A 22,671-nucleotide genomic window follows, 5' to 3' on the forward strand; every position below is an offset into this window, starting at 1 on the left:
ATGCATGACCTCAAAAAACGGTTGAACTCAGATAAGATCTGGTTCGACCGTTTTTTTTTGCCTTTCTGCTGCTTAGGTCAAATCACGTTGAACATGGAGGACGTAGGGGATCAGCAGAAGAAGCAGAGCCAGTGAAGCTATCAGGGCAAGCAGCAGGCTTCCTTGGGTTAATAGCAATGCTCCCAGAGCTGCACCGATCACAAAAATAACCCAGGACAGAGCGAGTACTGCCCATTCGGAAGCAGGAGCCTTACCCCGAACGGCTTTGGCCAGTGCCTGTCCAATACCGAATAATGTGCCTGTCACAAATCCTTTGCCCACATCAGCATGAGCAACCATCTGGTGCATGGTGTTTTGCATACCCATGGCAACTGCAATCGGGAAAAGCACGCTCTGTGTATGGAGGAACAGCAAGAATACAATGGCGCCGGCAAACAGCAGGGATTCAAAGCCCAAGATGCCCGCCAGTCGCCATTTTCCCAATCGATCTGTGATCAACGTACCGATAAAGGCGCCTACAACGAATAAAAAAATGACCAGGCCTATATTCGTTAATACAGCGGAGTCTCCTTCAAATAGCGCGATGCCAAGCTTGGTACTGTTACCACTCATGAAAGAAAGATAGATTTTCCCCAGCTGCAGATAGCCGACGGCATCAATGAAACCGGAGATCAGCACAAGTGCACATGACAGTAGAAGCCGGGAAAGACCCGGCTCCAGTCGTTCTACGGTATGTCCCACACGTTTGCGATCACTGGTCGAATCGGAAGCAGAAGCCATGATGTCCAACCCCTTTTCCATGATACTCGAGTGGTTTAGTGATAAATGACAGAAGGATCATTTTTCCAAACCTATATTCAATAGGTACCGGTAGTGGTTGGACTATGACTTCGATTTATTCGGGTCCGGTGCGATAAAAAGAGTGTCATTCGGAAGCTGTTCGGCTTCCTCTTTGGACATTTCCAGATTTGTGGACAGCACATCATCCGGATTGCCCGCGAGCCACTCGCTCAGATCAATAGCTTCATAGTGTCCGCTGTTGAACCCGATTAACACACGGCAAACCTCATCTCCCGTATTTTTGATATAGTGACCTGCACCCATCGGTGCATAGCCCACATCACCTGCTTCGAATTGTTCTGTCACCGCATGACCTTCTGCGAGAAATACCGTCATTTCTGCAGTGCCGCTAATGTAATACTGCCATTCGTCGGCGTTGGGATGCCAATGCATCTCTCGTAATGCGCCTGGTTGCAGCTCGATCAATGATCCGGCCATCGTGGTGGAGATGGGGAAATCTTCGACAGTAACCGTGCGCTGGGTTCCGCCGCCTGGCGCGCGTCTTGGCTGCTTGGCATGCAGCGGGTATCGGTGGGGAGTCGTCAGCTCCGAATTGCGGCGATAAGTTCCGGAAGAGGAGCTGTCATTAGGGACAGGCCCTTTGACGAAATAGGCTTCTCCCTGAGGCAATTTCGCTGCACGCTCTGGGGTAATTCCAAGATTCTGGGCAACAATGTTGTTCGGTGTATGAGACAGGAAATCGGTAATGCTGAACGTATGATCTTCCGAGAAATCACCATTATCAAATATCAGAATAAAATGGCATTCGTCCGGTCCCAATCCCTGAATGGAGTGTCCGTAACCACGCGGAAAATACCATACATCTCCTGGCTCAAATGTATCAGTGTACGCATGTCCGTCCGGGTGAATGACAGTAGTGCGACAGGAGCCGCTGATCACATAAGCCCATTCTGCCGCATTGGCATGCCAGTGCAATTCACGCATGCCTCCCGGTTCGAGGCGCATGGATACGCCCGCTATTCCAATGGACGCAGGAAAATCCCGAACGGAAGCACCGCGGGTAATACCGCCTGGGCCCGTACGGGGTTCTTTTTGTTCAAGCCGATATTTGAAAGATGTCATCATGATTCCTCCTCATATTATATTAGGTACACATGTAAATAGTTAAATATGGCGTTCATATCTTTTACCCATATTTTGCGAAACTATTCAATTGATTCCTGATTAATATGAGGCAAAAGAGAGACTTTCATTCAAACTTTATGCTGATTTGTGTGTACATATTGTACTTAGGGTGCCTTATACGAGGTGTGATACGCTACATTTCCAGGTTTGTAATTAATGATTTTAAATAACTCATCTGCCATATAAGTGGGACTATGCTTGAATTCCTGCCGAATCCATTCAATAATCATGCCAAAGATCGCATGGGATTGATAACTTGCCAGCAGCTCGCGATTGATGTGGGACGGAAATATTTCGTTGAGGTCCTGAAGAGCAAGGTCACGCAGAACATCGCAGATCATTTGCTGAAAATTGGACGATGCCTCCGATTTAACGACAAGGGTGTAGAATTGCGCATGCTGATGCACATGTTCGAAAATTTTGATTGCAGAAGAGGGCATATGACTTACTTCAAATATTTCTTTATCCAGATAGGGCTCACGATAGGATAAGACCAGATCCTTAATGATGTCATCAATAATCTCATTGAACAGGTCTTCTTTGTATTGATAGTGTCTGTAAAAGGTTCCCCGATTCAGATCTGCCAGCTGCACAATATCGGTAATGGATATTTCTTTGAATGACTGCTTTTGCATTAATTGAATGAGGGCATCCTTCAGGGCCGCTTTGGATTTCTTGATTCTTCGATCCATGGAACTCGGAATTTCGGTCATATGCAGTACTCCTCGTAAATAGGTATTTTAAGATAAAGTACATTCGGAATTAGAAGTGTTGATTAACGTACAATTGGGCAAGCTTTTACTGATTGAACAGGAATGCTATGACTTATTATACTAAGGATAAGAGTTAATGAACATTTGTTTGTTAACTTATTGTAAACGAATACATGGAGGATGATACAACATGAGACTTCAAGATAAAGTGGCTGTAGTAACAGGTGCGGGTTCTGGCATGGGCAAAGCAATTGCAACACTGTACGCGCAAGAAGGTGCTAAGGTGGTTGTATCGGATATCAATGAAGCCTCAGCGCAGGCGGTGGCAGAGGATATCAAGGCAAATGGTGGAGAAGCGACGTTTGTGGTTGCGAATGTGGCGAAGGAAGAAGATATTCAGAACCTGATCGATACGACAGTTAACACATATGGAACAGTGGACATTCTGGTCAATAATGCAGGCATTATGGACAGTATGGAACCAGCTGGTGACATTGTGGATGACAAGTGGGAGCGTATCTTTGCAATCAACACAACAAGTGTCATGCGTGCTACCCGCAAAGTGCTGCCAATCTTCCTGGAAAAACAAAAAGGCGTTATCGTCAACATCGCTTCAGCCGGCGGATTGCATGGTGCACGTGCAGGCGCGGCTTACACGGCTTCCAAACATGCAGTTGTGGGATTCACCAAAAATACAGGCTTCATGTATGCTCAACAAGGTATTCGCTGTAATGCAATTGCTCCGGGTGGGGTTGAAACCAATATTGCTTCCACAATGACAAACATTAATCACTTCGGTGCCAGCAGACAACAGCTGGGAATGGCGATCAATCCGCGTGCAGGTAAAAGTGAAGAAATTGCACAGGTGGCCCTGTTCCTTGGTTCGGACGAATCCAGCTTCGTGAACGGAACAGTCGTAACGGCAGATGCAGGATGGAGTTCATACTAATCCGTCGTCCGTAACTGAAATATTCAAAGAAGCTCATACCAGTGTATGGGCTTCTTTTTGCATGTCCACAACAGGCGAGAATGTGGAACATTAGGCCAATAGGACAAACGTTTGCACAAACATGTCTACGCGTTCCCGGATAACGTAAATAGGGACGAATCCCGAACAATCAAGCGGTGCGGAATAATAACTGGATTCTGAGGCAGGTGTTCACCGTTTAGAATTTTTAACAATACCTGAACCGCAGTATAGCCCAGCTGATAAGTTCCGATATCAATGGAACTAAGCGGCGGCGAAGCAAGTTCCGATAAAGCAATATTGTTAAAGCTCACAACACTTATATCTTCAGGAACGTTATATCCCAGCTCGGCCAGAGCACGAAGCACGCCAAAGGCAACATTGTCGTCGATGACAACGAGGGCGGTTGGTCTGTCGGGTAGCGACATGAACAGGGACATCGCCCGGAAGCCGCTTTCCTGCAGGAATTCTCCTTCCACGATCCAGTCATTGTTAGCATCAAGACCGGCTTCTTCAAGCGCATTTTTGTATCCGAGCATGCGATCATGAGACAACGTCAAATCTGGTGGTCCGCTAACAAATCCGATTCGTTTATGCCCTTGGGCAATCAGATGTGTGGTTGCATCGAATGCTGTTTGTACATTGTTATTGTCCACCATCGGTGCATCGGGATGTGTTTCGCTACGGCCAATCAGCACAAAAGGAAACTTTTCCGCCTCCAAAAACGAAATAATCGGATCTTCCCTTTTGGAGCCAAGCAGCAAAATACCATCCACGCGTCGCCCATGTACCAGGCGGGATATAGCATTCAACTCATCGCTGGAAGACGTTTCGGTGGAGAGAAGAAGTTCATAATTCATGCGGGTGGCATGCGTAATGATTCCCCGAAGCAATTCTCCGAAAAAGTAGTTCTGAAACAGCTCTTCAGCAGGTCGGGGCAGCATGATACCCAAGGTTTGAGTCGTTTTGGAAACAAGGCTTTTGGCCATCATATTTGGATGATAATTCATTTCTTTCATGATTTGCTTCACTTTGAGTGACGTTTCCGAACTGATTCTGGGATGGTTGAAAATAACCCGTGAGACCGTAGAAGGGGATACACCCGCCAATTTGGCAATATCTTTGATTGTAATCATGTGAAAAATCCCTTCTGTACAAGCATTTCAACATGTCTCCTATGTTAATTCAAAGACTTCGATAAATCAATTGCTAACTGCATCATGGTGAAGAGGGGAAAGCAAAACAAAGGAAGACGGCGGGAGATCAAGCAAATCGGAAATTACAGGAACATAATCCATAAAAGTGAAGGAAAATGGACGAAAATGACTTGTGCAAACGTTTGTGCAAATAAAGTTCGCTATTGTATGATGTGATTGTTATTATAGCGCTTACATGACTTGAATCAACATACTTCCTAGAAAATTCATCCCGATTACATAAGGATTGTACCCATCTGAGGTTAATATGAGCAAACGTTTGTATTACGTTCAAACGGATATAAGCCGAACTTCGGAATACAGGAACAGTACACAGAAAAACGGGTGAAAAGCGCGAGTACAGCATCGATCATGACTACGAAAAGGGGGAAATTCAATGAGAAAATGGCAGCAAGCAGCACTTGCAGGATTCATGGCACTCACACTTACCGCGTGTTCAAGCGGAGGTGGAGGCGCTGCGCCAACCACAACAGACAGCGGTGAGACTGGAGAAACCACAGTAACCGCGGAAAATATTCAGCCAGAAGAGGGCGCAAGCCTTGTCATATGGGAGGATAAAAATCAGCGCAGCTTTATTGAAGAACGGGCGAAGAAATTTGAAGAGAAATACGGCGTTTCTGTAAAAATCGAGGAATTGCCGCCGACGGATCAAGTGACCAAGCTCACTACGGACGGACCCGCGGGATTGGCTGCGGATGTGGTCGTTTTCCCACATGACAAGATTGGCAGCGCTTCAGAAGCTGGACTGATTTTGCCGAACGATATTTTTGAGCAACAGACTACACAATCCACTAGTGACAATGCGGTTAAAGCCGTAACCTTCAAAGACATCTTATACGGCTATCCCTACAGCGTAGAAACCTATGCGTTGTTCTACAACAAAAAGCTTTATCCCGAAGCACCGAAATCATTTGATGACATTATCAGCTTTGCCAAAACCTTTAATGACACCAAAAACAACAAGTACACTTTGATGTGGGAGCTACAGCAGTTCTATTACAACTTTGCTTATCTGGCTTCCCAGGGCGGATATATCTTCGGTGATGAAGGCATGAACAGCGAGGATATTGGCCTCAACAATGAGGGAGCCATCAAGGGCGGTCAGTTCTTGCAAACGCTGAAATCGGAAGTACTGCCTGTGAAGATGGGCGATGTGAACTATGACATCAAGAAAGGTCTCTTCTCAAGCGGGAAACTGGCCATGGATATTAACGGACCTTGGTCCATCGCCGATTATCGCAATGCTGGCATTGACTTCGGTGTTGCGCCACTTCCGGCTATTGAAGGCAAACCGATGACCTCCTTCTCTGGAGTCAAGGCATATTACGTCAATGCATTTACAACCTATCCGAATGCTGCCAAGTTGTTTGCAGCTTATCTCTCCAGTGCCGAATCCCAGATGGTCAACTTTGAGATGAACGGCACTCTCCCAGCCAATAAAGACGTGGCGGCAGATCCGAAGATTCAAGGGGATGAAATCACGAAGGCATTCCTTGAGCAATTCAACAACTCTACCCCAATGCCTTCGCTTCCTGCCATGGATAGCGTATGGGGTCCCATCAGTGCAGCAATTACCGACATATGGGATGGAGGCAAGGATGTGAAAACCTCTCTGGATAACGCAGTCAAACAAGTCAAGGAGAGCCTTGCAACTGTCCAATAAAAAAGAAAGAGCAGGTGCAGAGGAAGTCAACATGTCCTCTGCACTCTGCTATAACTGATCGGTAACTTCGCTTGCCGGGAAGGAGTAGGAATGAATGAAACAACAGCATGTTCCAGTCACTGTTAAACCGAATCGAGAAAGACAGCATCGCATGACAGCGGCTGTGTTGTCCCTTGTCCTGCAAGGACTTGGACAGTTGTATAACCGTCAATGGATTAAGGGAATCTGTTTTCTGATCCTAGAGGGAGTAGGACTCGCATATCTGATTCCCCGTTTGAATCAGGCTGTATGGGGAGTATGGACGCTGGGCGAGCAAACGCAGCGTTTCGTCAAGGTCAATGGATCAACGGTGCTGCAACAGGGCGACCACTCCATCTTTTTGCTGCTCAACGGAATCATAGTACTTTTGGTATTTTTCGTTTTTCTTCTTCTATATATTTTCAATATTCGGGATGCGTACATCACGGGAAAATTAAGAGAGGAAGGCAAGCAGGCCACCGGAGCTTCTGCTTCCCTGAGATATCTGCTTGATAAACAATTTCCGTATCTTTTCCTATCCATCCCTGCGCTTGGAATCCTGTTTTTCACCATTATGCCGATTTTATTTACGATTACCCTGGCCTTCACCAATTACTCGGCACCGGATCATATTCCGCCCGCCAAGCTGGTGGACTGGGTCGGTTTCAAGACTTTTACGGATCTAATTCAGCTTAAATCGTGGAGCCATACCTTCTTTGGAGTATTAACATGGACCGTGATCTGGGCCATTCTGGCAACGGTGACTACGTATTTTGGTGGGGTGCTGGTTGCACTTCTCATCGAGCAGAAGGGTATTCGTTTCAAAAAGCTGTGGCGGACGATCTTCATTCTTCCGTATGCCATTCCGCAGATTATCTCACTGCTTCTGATGCGTAACCTGTTCAACGGACAGTTTGGTCCCATTAATACGTATATGAAGGCTTTTGGCCTTGAGGGGTTGCCATGGTTAACCGATCCATTCTGGGCAAAAGTTACAGTCGTCATTGTAAACATGTGGATCGGAATCCCGGTCAGCATGGTGCTCATACTGGGCGTGCTAACGGCGATTCCACGGGATTTGTATGAAGCGGCTGAGGTAGACGGGGCGTCTGGCTTTCAGAAGTTCCGCATCATTACGCTTCCTTTTATCATGTTCGCTACGACACCGGTGCTCATTATGCAATTTGCCGGGAATTTCAACAACTTCAATGTCATCTTCCTGTTGACGAACGGTAATCCGCTGCGTGGGGATTATCAGTATGCGGGATCAACCGATCTTCTCGTGACCTGGTTGTACAAACTGACGTTGGATAACAACAAGTTCAATATGGCTTCGGCGGTCGGTATCATTATTTTCCTGATTATTGCGTCGTTCTCCATCTGGAATTTCCGTCGTTCCAAATCGTTCAAGGAGGAGGACATGATTCAATGAAAAAGCGCAATAATCCCATGCGTCTGACGATCAGCTATGTGCTGCTGGTCATCATTGCCATCGTATCGGTGTATCCCGTCTTGTGGATATTTCTCTCGTCACTGCGTCCAGGTGCGGCTCTGTTCAGTGAACGTCTGTGGCCTGAAGCGTTCACGCTGGCCCATTATGGGGAACTGTTTAATAACCCGTCGTTCATGTATGGAACATGGTATCTGAACACGTTGAAGATCGCCTTTTTCACCATGATTTTCTCAACGCTCATGGTCACTTTAGGCATGTATGCCTTATCCCGGTTCCGGTTTCGCGGTCGCAAGACCATTCTATCCACCATGCTGATCCTCGGGATGTTCCCGAGCTTCATGAGCATGATTGCCATTTATATTATTTTGCTTCAGATCAAATTGCTGGACACTCATGCCGCGTTGATTCTGGTCTATTCGTCTGGGGCCGTGCTGGGTGGATTTATTGTCAAAGGGTTCTTTGATACCATCCCGCGTAGTTTGGATGAAGCAGCACGAATTGATGGTGCCAGTCATCTGCGTGTGTTCACCAGCATCATTCTGCCGTTGTCCCGGCCGATGCTGACCTATGTAGCCTTAACCAGCTTCACTGGTGCATGGATGGACTTTATCTTTGCCCGGCTGGTACTTCGGACAAAAGAGAACTGGACACTTGCGGTTGGAATGTGGGATCTGGTTAGCCGCTATCAGGACAGTAACTTTACGATGTTTGCTGCCGGGGCGGTACTGATCGCTATTCCGATTACGTTGTTGTTTGTATTCTTGCAACGCTTCCTGGTGCAGGGGCTGACCTCTGGCGCCTCCAAAGGATAAAAGGATAAGAGGATAAACACCCAAATCGCATAGACAGCCTGTAGAACATACCCAGGCCACCAATCAGGCGCTTCTGAGAGGTTCCATTCATCGCTGGAACTGCTCCGGAAGCGCCTGCCTGCTGTTTGAGATCCGAATGACAAGAGGAGGAAAAGATCAATGGGAACGCTACAGTCCCCAGAACCGGAATTGGGACCGAACGGGGCTCTTACTGCTGCGGAGAGTCAGAAAATGGCCAATAGGGCGCTTTGGCGTAATGTTGCTTATCGCAGAATTTTGTGTGGCTATGGCATCTCCGTATTTGGTGATTGTTTCAACGGCATTGCCATCAGTCTGTGGGTGTTGCAGACCACAGGAAGTGCGAAGAGCATGGCAGCTGTACAAGTATGTAACATGGTCGTCAGTTTTCTGTTCGGATCATTCGCGGGTACGTTTGCCGACAGACTGGATCGCAGAACATTGATGCTGTCGTCGGATTTGTTTCGTGGGGCTATGGCGTTTATCATCGCGGTGAGTCTGTTTGTGCTGCGCGCTCCTTTTCCAATCGTACTGCTCATGCTTTCCCTTTCGATGTTTTCCAGTCTGTTTCAGGCGCCAGCATTTCATGCTTCGGTAACCAGTCTGGTGGGGAGGGAGCATCTGCAACAAGCTACAGGAACCATCCATCTGGTCGATAATATTGCCCGGATCAGCGGACTGGCCGCAGCGGGCATTGCAGTTTCTGCATTTGGAGGATTTACGGCTATTATGATTACGGGTGTGACCTTTCTGCTGTCTGCGATATGTGTGATGTTGGCTGGGCGTTTTCCGGATGTCCAACGCTCTTCCATGCATAGAGGATCGTTCGTAAAGGAGTGGGGCGGTTCATTTTCCTACATCTTCGCACATCCCCTGATTCGTTCAATCGTTATTCTTAATCCGCTGCTGATTCTCTTCTTCATGTCAGCCATCATGCTTGTTCAAGTCATGGCCGTCAAAGTATGGCAGGCGAATCCTGTCCAGTTCGGACTGATTGAGACATGTATTCCACTGGGGTACATGCTGGGTTCCGGAATTCTGATTGCCTCAGGCAATCGGCTGAAACGAAGGGGACGATGGGTGTTCATCGGTCTGCTAGTTCTCGGCCCACTGTATATGCTGTTAGCCAATGTATCTTCTCCTTTGGTGGCCTTGCCGCTGATCATTGCTGGGGGAGCCATGTTTGCGTGCTGTACGATGTTAACTCAAATCATGATGCGTGCCGAGGTTCCCGATGAGCTGCAGGGTAGAATCTACGGGGTGCTCGGAACCATAACAAGTACAGCCCCGATCCTGGGATTAACGGTGGTTTCTGTTTTGGCTGATCAGTGGGGTGCTCAAACCGTGCTGGAGAGCCTCGGAGCATTGCTGTTGGTGGTAGGAATTATTGCGGCAGCAGGATTAAAATCCATTCGGAACTATCGATAGTAAATGCATGCCATAGATAAGGACGAGCCTAATCAAAGAACCCGGAAGCAGGCGCTTGTCGCGTCTGACTCCGGGTTGAATGATAGGACGGTGAAGGAATTAAGGCTGCCAGTCCACTGTAACGGTTGCGGTTCCACTGGTTGGTGTGGTGAAGGTATGATTATTGCCATTTTCCCACGTAATCGTTGAGCCGTTCTTTTTGAAAAACTTGAATTCCAGATTCGTTCCGGCAGGCACGCTGACGTCATAATACCAGGTTGGATAAGAATAGATGACCTGATTGAAGACCGGACCAATGGCGAGAGGGCCTGTAGACCAGTTCCCCAGCTCCGCAACATTGCCTGTCAGATAGAGATTCTGACCGAGTGTAGTAGATGCATTGTTTATGACAAAACGGACGGAAACCTGGTTGCCACTAAGAATCGTGAAATTGTTATAAGTGTTGCTGTTGACTCCGCTCGCTGCGACTTTAACTGCATAGTTGCCGGCGGCAACAGCAGGGATGGTCACTTTGATCTGAGTATCTTCCCACGATGTGATGGCTGAACCGGTAACAGCGGTTGTACCGAAATAGACAGTGCCTTTGGTAGTACCAAATCCACGACCATCAATGGTAACAGTATTACCCGCTTTACCCATTACAGGGCCCACATGCCCGATAGTTGGTGTGGTGGTATTGGCTGTATACTGCCAGACCGCTGTAGCTCCTGCTGCCAAAGTGAAGTTAGCGACGTTACCTCCTGTAGAGGTAATGTTATTACCGCTTAATGCACCTGCAAGAACATCGTTGTATGTACCCGAAGGGAGTGAAGTGGTCAGGCCACTGATGGATGTGGAAGTCGAAAGATTACGGTTAACCGCTACGACAGCCACGTTGTTGCCGAATTTACGTTCATACACATACACATCGTTGTTAATCCAGCGCTGCTGGGTTGTTCCATAGGCGATGGCTGGATTGGTTTTGCGCAATGGAGCCAGCTTGCTGATGACGTTAAAAGCGGTTGTTGTTTTGGAGAACGAAGGCATTTTGGCACGGTTGTTAGGGTCGCCGTTACCTGTCAAATACTGCTCAGTGCCATAATAGATGGCTGGTACGCCCCGCGAGGTAAGTGTAAATGCAAGAGCTTGTTCCAAGCGACGGTTATTGACAGCACTTGTTTTGAAGCGATCCATGTCATGGTTATCAATGAAGGTCACTTGGTCATTCACCTGGGCATAATCAGCGGCTGTGCTGGTGATCATGGAATCCAGGGCAACCATCGTGGATGTGTTATCACGGAACACATTACGTACTTCATTGTTGAAACGGAAGTCGAGCAGACTCATACCGGATTGGTTGGCGAAGTTGGTATTGTCTGCATCGGATGCGGATGAACCCAGGAACCATTCACCAAACGTGAATACCGGTTTGTAGCCATAGATGGAGGACATCCAGTTCTTTTGCCATCCCATCGGCATATGCTTCACCGCATCCACCCGGATTCCGTCAATACCCATATCCAGCCAGAGCTTGATCGCATCCTTGAAGTAGGTGTCAATGGTGCTGTTATTGTGGTTCAGGTCAGCGAGATCATAGAGATTTTTGTAGATACCGTTCTCCAGTGTGGAGAAGTCGGAGCCGCCATTGTGGTGGAATAATTTGTTCGTATCATTGGTGTAGCCACCAAGCAGAGTGCCGTTATTGTATAACTTTCCATTCTCTGCGAACGAGGTGTCGGTTTCCATGGCAGGAGAGGTATGGTTAGGAGCAAAATCAATGATGACTTTAATGCCTTTGGCATGTGCCGTATTGATCAGGTTCTGAAAATCGGTCATCGTACCGAAAGCAGGATTGGTCTTCTTGAAGTCACGTGCCCAATAGCCGTGATAAGCCGTATTGTTGACACCGGAATAGTTAATCAGTGAGTATATGTTCTCCACAGGCTGGGAAATCCAGAGTGCCGTAATGCCCAGATCGGAAAAGTAGTTGTCATTAATCTTGTTGATCAGTCCTTGCCAGTCGCCCCCGCAATAGAGCTTCAGGTTAGAACAGGAGGCGTCATAGGCAGCCCCAGTAGGGTTGTTGGAGGGATTTCCGTCCAGAAAACGGTCGGTAAATACTTGATAAATAACATCGGTGCTGAAGTTCTGCTTGTTGGTTACAGCCGTATCAGCATCTGCAAATACGGAGGCCGCCGGGAATAATGGCAGTGCACTTCCGGCCAGCAAGCTGAAGCTCAGCGTGGTACTGAGGATGATTCGCTTGGTCCATTTGAACATTGGTAATCCACCCTTCGTTTATTAGATGTGAACTCTCTTCCTTGATTAGAAAAGCGCTTTCAATTTGGACGTTGACTAGTTATTCTTAACGTTATCCCCCCTTTATGAATGCCAACAACCCCGGCACCTCCTGCTGGAGTTACCGGGGTTGTCCTAAACCGATTGGGTTTAAAAGCATGGCCCTCTAGTTATAATCACAACGTTATGATAATTAAATAATGGTTTGGTTGTCAATAACTTTTTCTTGAGCATTTTTTTTCTATTTCCATATTTACAAATCAGGCTCAACAGATTTAAACTATTCGCAGACCCACCAATATAAGGGCTATGCATTTTAGAACATTTCGGTGTTTTAAAACAACCCCGTCTCTTCAGAGACGGGGTTGTTTGTCGATGTAGCCGAGGGAAGAACGAAGTAGGACTAACAAGTAAATCCCGGTAGTATAAAGGGAAATCTATAGGAGAGGCGGTTGATGGATCAGTGAACACTCATTCTGTTATCGAATGTGTGGAAGGTTTCAAGGCATCCAGGCTGGACAACACGAGAAAGATTTTTGTCTATTTGCCACCAGGCTATAAGGAGCATGTGGATCAACGCTATCCGGTGTTATACATGCATGCGGGTCAGAGGGCCTTCGGCTCTTCGACTGCGGGAAATGAAACGTGGCACGTAGATCAGGCGGCAGACCAACTGATTGATCAAGGCTTGATGGATGGGCTGATCATTGTCGGAATTGCCCATGTTCGTCCAGTTACACACAATGAATTCTATCATTTCATTGCGCCTGCAAGAGAAGCGGTGAGTGTGGGCTGCTCAGGCCTGGATTATGAACACTTTATCATTCATGAACTGAAACCATTCATTGACGAGCATTACCGCACACTTCCAGACAAGGACAATACGGGACTGCTTGGTTCTTCCGCAGCGGCACTCAGCACCTTCCATATAGGAACACGTCATCCTGATATTTTTGGCAAACTGATCATGCTCTCTCCCTTTTTCGTGGACGTGCAGCTGGATGAAACGTCGGAGAGCAGGTTACAGGAAGAGGATATGTACCTCATGCCTGAGGGCAGTGCTCCCATTCAAATGTGGATGGATATTGGGGACGCAGAAGGATTGTTTCTGCCTTCCCAGGTAAGGAATGTCGTCCATCAGATGCTCGCACTGGGATACAAGCCTGGCAAAGACATCGCATTTCTGGAACAGCCGGATGCAGGTCATCAGGAGGCGGATTGGGGAGAGCGGGTTCACCTTCCGCTACTTTACATGTTTGGCCGAATCGGCGATCCAGTCTCTCTGGAGCTGATGGGAAGGGACGTTATTGGATTGAAGGGCGGCATGAGCGGGCACATCAATGCGCTGCTTCATTACGATAGCGGGTTCACCATGAGTGTGCTTGAAGGGGATTATAGGTCCGATCACCCTGATGTTCTTGAGGTTCGACCCAATGGGGAACTGTTTCCTGTCAAGATAGGTCATTCAGTGGTTACCCTGACGGTGGGAGAGTTGTCGGCATCACGCATGTACACTGTTGTGGAAGAAATATCGGGTCACGTGACTGTCTGCATGAGTGCCGAGGTACCCTTTCAGGACATGTATGATGACTCGATCTACGGAGGCATGGGCATGAAGCTTCTGCACACCGGAGGTGGTCATTATGAAGGCTGTTTCGAGGTTCCACGTGACAGCGGATTTCGGTTCAGGTTCACGCGAGGCTTCCGGCAGTTTGAAACCGATGCAGATGGCAAGGCACTGCCCAATCGGGTGTTTCGTGCCCATGCTAATCTGTCTCTTCATTACAAAATCCAGTCTTGGGGCAGCACGGCTGCCAAAGCCGGGAATAGGAGGTAGCCATGATTAGTCAACCGTTTCAACCAACGATGGATATTCCGTATTATTATCCCTGTAATTTTCCTTTGATTCACGAAATCCTTCAGCGTCAGGGCTCGATAAGCAGTCTCGGCCTGTTGGCTTCCAGCCGCTTGTATAGTCTGACTTCCTGTTCGGATCGTGGCCTGATCAAGCCTTACTTTCATAAGCTGGATTATGAGGAGCCGATGTGGGAAGTGTTTGGAGAACGGGAGTTTGACAGCTTCGAACAAGGAAAGGCCTATATTCGGGAACGGCTTGAAAATGAGGGGCCTTTGGTCGTTACAGGCACAAGTTACTGCTTGCCTTATGGGGATGATTATCGAAATCCCGAGTATATTCATAAACTCGTTAAACAAGACTCACGCCTGCATCTGGTCGATCATTGGCTGGCTGTGTACGGAATGGATGAGGAGCAGTTCTATGTCTATGACCCCGTTCCCTCCAAATACATGGGAGCTGTGTCATCACCTGATTTCCAAGAGTTCTGGAAAGGAAACAAAAATATCTCCGAGCTCGAAATAGCCCGGCGCAAAGAAACATTACGAACATATGGCACGATGGAGATCCGTGCTGTGGAAACACTCGACTCCGCAGGCTATCGGAACATGCTGCGTTCTGCGCTGGCGACACAGGCCCATGAATTCATCGCGGGCAGAACGATCTGGGAGGGCAATCGAAGCTATTATTTTGGACAGGCTGTCACATCACAATTGTTACAAAGATTGCACCCGGATGCCGAGGTGGATCGGGAACAGGAGAAAGCTATCTCCGCGTTCCTGTTCGACATGCGCTGGAGCCGCTACTTTTTCCGCGATTTGCTGGAAGAGGCCGCCCAATGGCTCGATTCTCCTCATGATCAATATGTTGCAGAATTCGGTGCAATGATTGCCCGATGGGAACAGGCGCATAAGCTGTTGCAGATCGCCAGAATGAAACGAAGCCCTGAATGGCGGGAGCAGTTAACGGATATTATCGAACAATTGGCGGCGGACGAATTACGCTGGTACGAAGCGCTAATGACGACACATCAGCATGCCGATCGCTTCAGACAGATCCCATCGACTGTGGAAAATCCCGCGCCTACGCCTTCACATCGGGAAGTCATTGAGCGGATTGTGCTGGACAGCTGCGATGAGCTTAATCGGTACCATAACGCGCCCATTCCTCTAGAGCATGGCTTGCAGGCGCCCCTATATGGAAGTCGGGGAAGACTGGACTCCCTAGAACTTGTAACTTTACTTGCGGTTGTCGAGCAAAGTGTTGAAGATGCGTTCGGTGTAGGGATAACCCTCGCGGAAATGGCGGCAGCTTCCATGCCAGAAAGTCCTTATCGAACGGTGGAATCACTGGTTGAATATCTGGAGGCGCAATTGAAACCTTGCCCAAAGGATGATGAGGGATGAATATCACTTTTCTTCTGGAACGGTTCGCCGCGTATGACCATCTCCCTGCGTTGATATGGAAGGACGAGCAGTATAGTTATAACTGGTTATTGGATCAGGTTCACACCTTTAGCCAGTGGATTTCCAGAGAAGGGATTGAAGGGACAACCGTTGCGCTTGAAGAGGATTATTCTCCTTATGCGGCAGCGGCATTGATCGCTCTACTGGAGCGGAATTGTATTGTGGTTCCGATGGATCGACACTTGGTCGAGGCTAAAAGGAATGAGTATACAGCGCTCGCTCAGGCAGAATGGCGCATGAGTGTTGGGGAAGGGGAAGCTATAGCCAGACGTTGCTCCGTGCAAGGCTCTCGGTCCCCGATTTTGGATAGGCTGAGTCAGGAAAAGAACGCAGGTCTGGTAATCTTCTCATCCGGATCGACAGGGCAAAGCAAAGCTGCTGTTCACAGCGCGGATCGTCTGTTGCACGGGTTCAGGCGGCAAGTTCGGCCGCTCTGTACCATTCCGTTCATGATGTTTGATCACATTGGTGGATTGAATACGATGCTGCAATCCCTGTCTAGCGGAGGCTGTTTATGCGTCATACCGGATCGCTCCCCCCTGGAAGTATGCAAAGCCATTGAAAAGTACCGTGTTCAGGCCTTGCCAGTCTCACCAACGTTCATGAATTTGCTGCTCCTTAGTGGGGTCTATCAGGAGTTCGATCTATCCAGTCTCGAAGTGGTCTCCTATGGTTCAGAGGTTATGCCAGAGGCGCTGCTTACCGCATGGAATAGACAATTTCCGAATGTACGTACGGTGCAGGCTTATGGTATGTCGGAGCTTGGTATTCTGCCGACACGCTCCAAAAATTCCGGTTCATTGCTATTTACGGTTCGTGACGGAGAAGTCCGTTATCGGATTGTGGACGGGTTGCTTGAGATCCAAACAAAAACGGCCATGATCGGGTATCTGAACGCCCCTTCTCCGTTCACGGAAGATGGTTGGCTCCAGACCGGAGATGAAGCGGAGATGGAGGATGGTTACATTCGCATTTTGGGTCGCCGCTCCGAGATCATTAATGTAGGCGGACGTAAGGTTTATCCTGCGGAAGTGGAGAGTATTTTGGAGCAAATGGAAACCATCGAAACGGCTGTGGTGAGCGGGGAATCGAGTGGAATTATGGGGCAGATGGTGAAGGCCACGGTCAGACTTACAGGTGAGCAGCCTCTTACGGAACTGCGCAGACAAATGTGGGATTTTTGCCGAGACAAGCTACCCCAGTACAAAATTCCGCAAAAGATTGTGATTACTCAGGAGACATTAACAAGTCCAAGAATGAAGAAAATAAGAAATTCCGGTCAAATTCCCTCCGTTCGGGATGAGGTTGCGGCAAGCCTGGAGGAGGATTTGGAAGGGACACAATACTGATTGAACGAATGAATAAAGTGACTCATGAATGCTAATGCAGCAGGGGATATCATGAGTTGTAATAGGAGAGGGGAACCTTCGGATGCATGACGCACCGATGGTTCCCCTTTTTTCACTTTGAGAGATAAACATACACAGTATTCTTGCGAATGATCTGGGATAGCATCGAGAAGGGCTGTTCATTAATGTAATTGTTATGCCTTAACGTGTGATTTGACGTCCAACTGCAACAGGGAGAAACCGTACGCTTCCAAGTCCAGCTTCAGCTTGTTCTGCTGAGTTTCCCGAGTTGTGGCTGAGAATACATTACGCCAAGTTCCTTGGTGTAGTGGCAACTCCATACTGCGTGGTTCTTCACTTGCATTCAGGACGAGTACAAATTGTTCCCCGGTCTCCTGATCCTTGCGTCCAATGGCAATGCACGGGTCTCCGGCTTCCGCGTAAATCATGGTGATGTCCGCACTGCGCAATGCAGCGTGTTGTTTACGCAGGGCAATGGCTTGGGTGAAGAAATCTAGCAGATCCTTGTTCTGCTTCTGTTCGTCCCACTCCATACATTTGCGACAACCTGGATCATAGCCACCATCCAGCCCTACCTCGTCACCATAGTAAATACAAGGAGCACCTGGGTACGTAAGCAGCAGAATGACAGCTAGCTTCATCTTGCGTACATCCCCTTCACATAGGGTGAGCAGTCTTGGCGTATCATGACTTCCGAGCAGGTTGAAAGCAGCTTCGGTTACAGGCTGTGAATACGCAGCAAGCAGTTTGCCAACCTCGTTGGCGAATCCGAGGCCATCCAGCTTGCCAAGCACAGCGTAATCCATGACTGAATTCGTGAAAGGGTAGTTCATGACTGCATCAAACTGATCCCCCTGCAGCCACATGATGGAATCATGCCAGATTTCGCCTAGTAGATAGGCATCCGGGTTAAGTGATTTGACCGTTTGCCGGAATTCACGCCAGAATTGATGGTCTACCTCATTGGCAACATCCAGCCTCCAACCGTCGATACCCATATCCTGAATCCAGTAGCGGGCCACCTCCAGCAAATATTCCTTAACCTCGGGATGCTCTGTGTTCAGTTTAGGCATAAGAGGTTCGAAGGCAAAGGTATCATATGTGGGAATACCATCCTCGATACGTGCCGGCCATTCTCTGACATGGAACCAATCCGCATAACGGGAAGCAGACCCTTTTTCAAGCACATCCGCGAATGGAAGGAACTCTCTGCCTGAGTGGTTAAACACCGCGTCCAGAACTACCCGTATCCCACGTGCATGGCATGCATCCACAAGTTCCTTCAATTTCTCATTGGTGCCAAAGTGCGGATCGACCCTCAGGTAGTCTGCGGTATTGTACTTATGGTTGGTTGTAGCCTGGAACACCGGGCAGAAATAAATGGCGTTAATGCCAAGTGCGCTCAGATGATCGAGGTGGTCCAGAACGCCTTGAAGGTCACCTCCGAAAAAATTGACAGGCGTCGGTTCACCGCCCCAGGGTTCAGCATTCTTTGGACTGATCGACGGATCACCATTGGCAAAACGTTCAGGGAAGATCTGATAGAATACAGCATCCTTAACCCAAGCAGGTGCCTCGAAGAAATCCACCGGATTCATAAATGGAAAATCGAAAAATTCCAACGGATGATCAGGCAGAGCCTGTTCGAATCCTCGTTCCGTCATCCAGACCGATTTCTCTCCCTCGATCAGTTGGAAGCCGTAGCGTAATCTGCGGTAGGGTGGTTGCGCTTCCACTTCCCAATAATCGAACAGGGCATCACGGGCAAAGATTCGCATCGGAAGGTGGAGAACCGTACGATCCCATGCATATTTATCCCCGATGATGGCGATAACAGCATCCAGGTCGCCCCGCTTGGAACGGAGCCTCAGGTGCATGGTGGAACGGTCATATACGTAGGACCAATTCATTTTGGGACGATGATAAATAGCTTCAAGTAACATAGCATTCACTCCTTATCTGGGATGGATCATATGGCTATAAACGCAAAAAAGGCACAACCCCAATGTTCACGAGGTTGTACCTTTCGGCAGCATAGCCTTTTGATTATAGTGCTATTATACGAACTAAATTGGAAAAAGAAAACACTTTTTTTTCCTGGAATCTCAATATATCGAATTCGAAACGCAGGGTGCTTTTCGCTTCATATATGAGGTAAAGGTGACTTGAATTCACCGTTTAAATTTAGGTACTATTTTTTAAAACTCATACCCGAGTTTATTGGCATAGGCAGACAATTCTTTTTGGAACTTCTCGATATTTTTCTTGCCAGTATCAATTTTGGCGTTGGCTTGTTTCAGGACAGCGCTGTTTACCGTTGTTTTGGAGACCGCTTTTTTCGCGAGTTGGAATCCTTCCAACTGAGTATAGCTTCCTTTGATCAAGTTGGCATGAATTTTTTGCAGCTCCGTATTTTGTGGTTTAATCAATTTCAGCTTGGATACATATTTGGTGTAGTTAGGAATCGCTGTGTTGGTCAATTTGAGGAAAACGGACTTGCGATTGGAAGATGTAATGTAAAATCCCCCGCCCAAAGCATCGAAAGCTTTCTCCTCATATACGGATGCGCTATCCAGTTGATCCATGTAGTTCAAGAAATCTGCTTCGTCGGCTGTAAGTTCCGGCTCTTCTTCTGTTGTGTCAACTTCGGAGTATGCGTCTTCCGAATATGTAGTAGTTGAGTCATCCGCAGCAGCGGCATAGGACCCTGCAGGTGCAAATACCCCGCCAAGCAAAACAAAACTCATAATGATGGATAGTACCCATGATTTCTTCACGTTCTAATTTCCCCTATCTATATATGTGATATTATTCCAATGGATAATCTAACATAGCACGACAAGAAATTACAGGAATCGATTGACAGTAAATTGGTTGTTTTATATTGTTTCATGCATTTTCATATTGGTACACCATCATAGAAAGCTGTAATGACGGGGGTGATTAAGTAGGTATAAAGAGATATCTCGATGTTTAAACGTGTACATTTGTTCGGGAAAAATGAGGCATCTGGTTCTTTCAGAATATTTTCAGAAAGGATATATATGAAAAATTATAATGAATTTTGGGTTTATTTATTAATACTTTAAACCTATTTCCGTTTATAACGGTACGCCCGATAAATAGCATTGGAGTTGATTCATACATATTGGAGGAATAATTCATGAGTAGAAACAAACGATTTACCAAAATGATAATCCTGGCGTTAAGCATAAGTCTTGTGCTCTCGCTTGGGCTGATTCATCCCGTTCAAGCGGGTGGATGGATGCAGGATTCCTTTGAGAATGGGGATGCCGAATGGACGTCCACGAGTGGCAGTTGGTCTGTCGTTCAGGATCAGGGAAACGCAGTATATTATCAATCGGGCAAGAGCGAGGGCAGAAGTTCGGCGGGAGATGCGGAGTGGAGTAACTATGCCATTGCAGCGGATGTGAAAGTCGTCGATTTCAACGGATCGACTCGCACGTATGTAGCAGGCCGATATGCGGATGCCAACAATTATTATGCAGCGTCCTTGTACAACAGCAGTGGCGGGAAACTTGAAATTCGGAAAAAAGTGAATGGTTCTACCACAACGCTCGCCACAAAATCCGATTATAAGCTGGCTGTGGATACATGGTATAACGTCAAACTTGAAATGAACGGTTCATCCATTAACATGTACGTGAATGGTGTATTGGAGCTGTCTGCTACAGATACAGACATGACCAAGGGGAGTGCAGGGTTGGTGACCTTGAAGTCTCTTGTCATGTACGATAATGTGAATATCTGGAATATCGGAGATCCAACAACAGTCACACCACCGACCGATCCAACAACGGAACCATCCACGGGTACACCAAGCGATCCGTCAACAGAAACACCACCGACCGATCCTGGAACTGAACCTACGGAGCCAGATCAGACAACAGAATGGGCTGCGTATAATTTGACTGGTTTTGCCGCAGCGAATACGACCGGTGGTGGTATCATCTCGGATACTGATTCACGTTATATGCGGGTATATACCGCCAGTGATCTGGCTCTGGCCTTGAAGAAAGGCTCCAAAACCAAAGTAATTGAGATCATGAATGATCTGGATCTGGGATGGAACGAGCTTCCTGCGGCAGCTCAGGCTGCTCCTTTTAGCGCACATAATAATGCGCTGACACATCCTGTTCTGATGAAGACAGGGGTTAGCAGAGTGAGCATTGATAACTTCGATGGCCTGACCATTTTCTCGGCTAATGGAGCAACAATCAAGCATGCAGCGTTCACGTTCAAACGGAGCAACAACGTAATTATTCGCAACCTGGCATTCGATGAACTTTGGGAGTGGGATGAGGCTACCAAGGGCAATTATGATAAAAACGATTGGGACTACATTACCGTTGAGAATAGCAGCAACGTCTGGATTGATCATGCCACATTCCACAAAGCATACGATGGACTTGTTGATGTGAAAAAGGGCAGTACAGGCGTCACTATTTCCTGGTCATCCTTTGTAGGGGACGATCAAGGCCCTAATAGCTGGGTCACCCAGCAGATCAATGCGCTGGAAGCCAATAAATCGGTCTACCCGATGTATGCCTATCTGAGAAGCAATGCTGTTGGCATGAGTATGGAACAGATCATCGCAGTGGCGGCGAGCCAGAAGAAGGGACATCTAATTGGCGCTACTGAGTTCGCAAGTGACAATGCTGATCTGGAAGTCACCCTACACCACAATTACTACAAGGATATCCAGGATCGTATGCCACGCCTGCGTGGAGGGAATGTGCATGCATACAATATCGTCATGGATAATGCCTCTACCTGGGATTTGAAGAAAAACATCACGTCCAGTATGTCTAAAGCTATCTCGGCCAAAGGGTATCATTTTGGGATTACCAGCAATGGTGCAATTTCTACGGAAAGTGGTGCGGTGCTGTTAGAGAATTCGGTCATCCTTGGCGTGCAATATCCGCTGCGTAATAATCAGGCCGATGAGTCGAAAAGTAATTACACGGGGAAGATTGCAGCGATAGATACGATCTATTCATTGGATGGAAGCATCTTTAGAGGCAACAGCGACGATGCCAAAAGTCCACTTTCACCAGTACCGGCATCCTTGAAGCCGTTCTCCTGGAATGGATTAACTGCGCTGCCATACAGCTACATGGCAGAAGATCCTGCCGGACTTCAGGCTAGACTGAAGTCTACATCCGGCGCAGGGGCAGGACAACTGTCTTGGACTCCAGCCCAGTGGCTGGCAACGAGTTATAATTAAGTTCACCAATTAAAATAGTAACAGACCAGGGGCTGCCTTGAAGTAGATTTTTCTACGGATGAGGCAGTTCTTTTCTATTGTCATATCTATTTTGAATGTAGTTTTTTTCGATATAAATTCTCTGAGAAGTGACGTATAGAGGCGGTCAGGTGATATAATCAAGTGAAGTGTTATTGTCTC

16 protein-coding genes are annotated in these 22,671 nt (G+C 47.6%); 9 read left to right on the forward strand and 7 right to left on the reverse strand.

The annotated features are described in order from the left end of the window. Positions 1-72: 72 nt before the first annotated feature. The 3 genes from BLV50_RS11175 to BLV50_RS11185 form a co-directional block, all read right to left on the reverse strand. Positions 73-780, reverse strand: coding sequence for a YoaK family protein (locus tag BLV50_RS11175; protein WP_177031168.1), 708 nt, complete (start codon positions 778-780; stop codon positions 73-75). A gap of 102 nt (positions 781-882) precedes the next feature. After that, the gene (locus tag BLV50_RS11180; RefSeq protein ID WP_063566019.1) at positions 883-1,923 is read right to left on the reverse strand and encodes a cupin domain-containing protein; all 1,041 of its coding nucleotides are present in this window, start codon (positions 1,921-1,923) and stop codon (positions 883-885) included. A gap of 167 nt (positions 1,924-2,090) precedes the next feature. Then, the gene (locus BLV50_RS11185; RefSeq protein ID WP_072735068.1) at positions 2,091-2,699 is read right to left on the reverse strand and encodes a TetR/AcrR family transcriptional regulator; all 609 of its coding nucleotides are present in this window, start codon (positions 2,697-2,699) and stop codon (positions 2,091-2,093) included. 190 nt (positions 2,700-2,889) lie between these two features. Between BLV50_RS11185 and BLV50_RS11190 the strand changes: the two genes are divergently transcribed. Then, positions 2,890-3,648, forward strand: coding sequence for an SDR family oxidoreductase (locus BLV50_RS11190; RefSeq protein ID WP_064640518.1), 759 nt, complete (start codon positions 2,890-2,892; stop codon positions 3,646-3,648). Between the two features lie 125 nt (positions 3,649-3,773). On the opposite strand, the gene BLV50_RS11195 is transcribed toward BLV50_RS11190, so the two are convergent. Next, positions 3,774-4,802 carry a LacI family DNA-binding transcriptional regulator gene (locus tag BLV50_RS11195; protein WP_090807687.1) on the reverse strand — a complete coding sequence of 343 codons (1,029 nt, stop codon included), beginning with the start codon at positions 4,800-4,802 and terminating at the stop codon, positions 3,774-3,776. Between the two features lie 457 nt (positions 4,803-5,259). Between BLV50_RS11195 and BLV50_RS11200 the strand changes: the two genes are divergently transcribed. The 4 genes from BLV50_RS11200 (at position 5,260) to BLV50_RS11215 (ending at position 10,275) form a co-directional block, all read left to right on the forward strand. After that, complete coding sequence (locus BLV50_RS11200) at positions 5,260-6,546, forward strand: sugar ABC transporter substrate-binding protein (protein WP_063566015.1); 1,287 nt, start codon at positions 5,260-5,262, stop codon at positions 6,544-6,546. 94 nt (positions 6,547-6,640) lie between these two features. Continuing rightward, on the forward strand, positions 6,641-7,996 hold the full coding sequence (locus BLV50_RS11205) for a carbohydrate ABC transporter permease (RefSeq protein WP_063566014.1): 1,356 nt from the start codon (positions 6,641-6,643) through the stop codon (positions 7,994-7,996). Beyond that, on the forward strand, positions 7,993-8,829 hold the full coding sequence (locus BLV50_RS11210) for a sugar ABC transporter permease (protein ID WP_024628944.1): 837 nt from the start codon (positions 7,993-7,995) through the stop codon (positions 8,827-8,829). The genes BLV50_RS11205 and BLV50_RS11210 overlap by 4 nt, the downstream gene beginning before the upstream one ends. 159 nt (positions 8,830-8,988) lie before the next feature. Further along, positions 8,989-10,275 (forward strand): MFS transporter, encoded by a 1,287-nt coding sequence (locus BLV50_RS11215; protein WP_090807690.1) that lies wholly within the window; start codon positions 8,989-8,991, stop codon positions 10,273-10,275. A gap of 99 nt (positions 10,276-10,374) precedes the next feature. Here BLV50_RS11215 and BLV50_RS11220 read toward each other — a convergent pair whose 3' ends face one another. Further along, entirely contained in the window at positions 10,375-12,534 is a 2,160-nt protein-coding gene (locus BLV50_RS11220) for an alpha-amylase family glycosyl hydrolase (protein ID WP_063566012.1), read from the reverse strand. Between the two features lie 481 nt (positions 12,535-13,015). Here BLV50_RS11220 and BLV50_RS11225 point away from each other — a divergent pair, with 481 nt between their 5' ends. From BLV50_RS11225 to BLV50_RS11235, 3 genes are read left to right on the forward strand one after another with little or no spacing between them, the layout of a single operon-like run. Continuing rightward, positions 13,016-14,389: an alpha/beta hydrolase gene (locus tag BLV50_RS11225; protein ID WP_090807692.1), complete on the forward strand. Its 1,374-nt coding sequence runs from the start codon at positions 13,016-13,018 to the stop codon at positions 14,387-14,389. A 2-nt stretch (positions 14,390-14,391) separates the two neighbouring features. Beyond that, positions 14,392-15,813, forward strand: coding sequence for a cysteine peptidase family C39 domain-containing protein (locus BLV50_RS11230; protein ID WP_090807693.1), 1,422 nt, complete (start codon positions 14,392-14,394; stop codon positions 15,811-15,813). Continuing rightward, entirely contained in the window at positions 15,810-17,222 is a 1,413-nt protein-coding gene (locus BLV50_RS11235; RefSeq protein WP_090807695.1) for an ANL family adenylate-forming protein, read from the forward strand. Before BLV50_RS11230 ends, BLV50_RS11235 begins: the two co-directional genes overlap by 4 nt. Before the next feature lie 194 nt (positions 17,223-17,416). Here BLV50_RS11235 and BLV50_RS11240 read toward each other — a convergent pair whose 3' ends face one another. Both BLV50_RS11240 and BLV50_RS11245 read right to left on the reverse strand, forming a co-directional pair. Continuing rightward, on the reverse strand, positions 17,417-19,186 hold the full coding sequence (locus BLV50_RS11240; RefSeq protein ID WP_090807697.1) for an alpha-glycosidase: 1,770 nt from the start codon (positions 19,184-19,186) through the stop codon (positions 17,417-17,419). A gap of 255 nt (positions 19,187-19,441) precedes the next feature. Further along, positions 19,442-20,020 carry a hypothetical protein gene (locus tag BLV50_RS11245; RefSeq protein ID WP_063566008.1) on the reverse strand — a complete coding sequence of 193 codons (579 nt, stop codon included), beginning with the start codon at positions 20,018-20,020 and terminating at the stop codon, positions 19,442-19,444. A gap of 386 nt (positions 20,021-20,406) precedes the next feature. Here BLV50_RS11245 and BLV50_RS11250 point away from each other — a divergent pair, with 386 nt between their 5' ends. Continuing rightward, positions 20,407-22,491, forward strand: a complete 2,085-nt coding sequence (locus BLV50_RS11250) for a pectate lyase family protein (RefSeq protein ID WP_090807699.1) — start codon at positions 20,407-20,409, stop codon at positions 22,489-22,491. The last annotated feature ends 180 nt before the right edge of the window (positions 22,492-22,671 follow it).

It is taken from the genome of Paenibacillus sp. 276b (assembly GCF_900107875.1).
Classification (GTDB): Bacteria; Bacillota; Bacilli; order Paenibacillales; family Paenibacillaceae; genus Paenibacillus; species Paenibacillus marchantiae.

Coding starts and splice junctions, on each gene's coding strand:
- BLV50_RS11180 (WP_063566019.1), bottom strand. CDS start 1,923: ATGACATCTTTCAAATATCGGCTTGAACAAAAAGAACCCCGTACGGGC.
- BLV50_RS11200 (WP_063566015.1), top strand. CDS start 5,260: ATGAGAAAATGGCAGCAAGCAGCACTTGCAGGATTCATGGCACTCACA.
- BLV50_RS11190 (WP_064640518.1), top strand. CDS start 2,890: ATGAGACTTCAAGATAAAGTGGCTGTAGTAACAGGTGCGGGTTCTGGC.
- BLV50_RS11205 (WP_063566014.1), top strand. CDS start 6,641: ATGAAACAACAGCATGTTCCAGTCACTGTTAAACCGAATCGAGAAAGA.
- BLV50_RS11195 (WP_090807687.1), bottom strand. CDS start 4,802: ATGATTACAATCAAAGATATTGCCAAATTGGCGGGTGTATCCCCTTCT.
- BLV50_RS11230 (WP_090807693.1), top strand. CDS start 14,392: ATGATTAGTCAACCGTTTCAACCAACGATGGATATTCCGTATTATTAT.
- BLV50_RS11215 (WP_090807690.1), top strand. CDS start 8,989: ATGGGAACGCTACAGTCCCCAGAACCGGAATTGGGACCGAACGGGGCT.
- BLV50_RS11210 (WP_024628944.1), top strand. CDS start 7,993: ATGAAAAAGCGCAATAATCCCATGCGTCTGACGATCAGCTATGTGCTG.
- BLV50_RS11185 (WP_072735068.1), bottom strand. CDS start 2,699: ATGACCGAAATTCCGAGTTCCATGGATCGAAGAATCAAGAAATCCAAA.
- BLV50_RS11235 (WP_090807695.1), top strand. CDS start 15,810: ATGAATATCACTTTTCTTCTGGAACGGTTCGCCGCGTATGACCATCTC.
- BLV50_RS11220 (WP_063566012.1), bottom strand. CDS start 12,534: ATGTTCAAATGGACCAAGCGAATCATCCTCAGTACCACGCTGAGCTTC.
- BLV50_RS11175 (WP_177031168.1), bottom strand. CDS start 780: ATGGCTTCTGCTTCCGATTCGACCAGTGATCGCAAACGTGTGGGACAT.
- BLV50_RS11250 (WP_090807699.1), top strand. CDS start 20,407: ATGAGTAGAAACAAACGATTTACCAAAATGATAATCCTGGCGTTAAGC.
- BLV50_RS11240 (WP_090807697.1), bottom strand. CDS start 19,186: ATGTTACTTGAAGCTATTTATCATCGTCCCAAAATGAATTGGTCCTAC.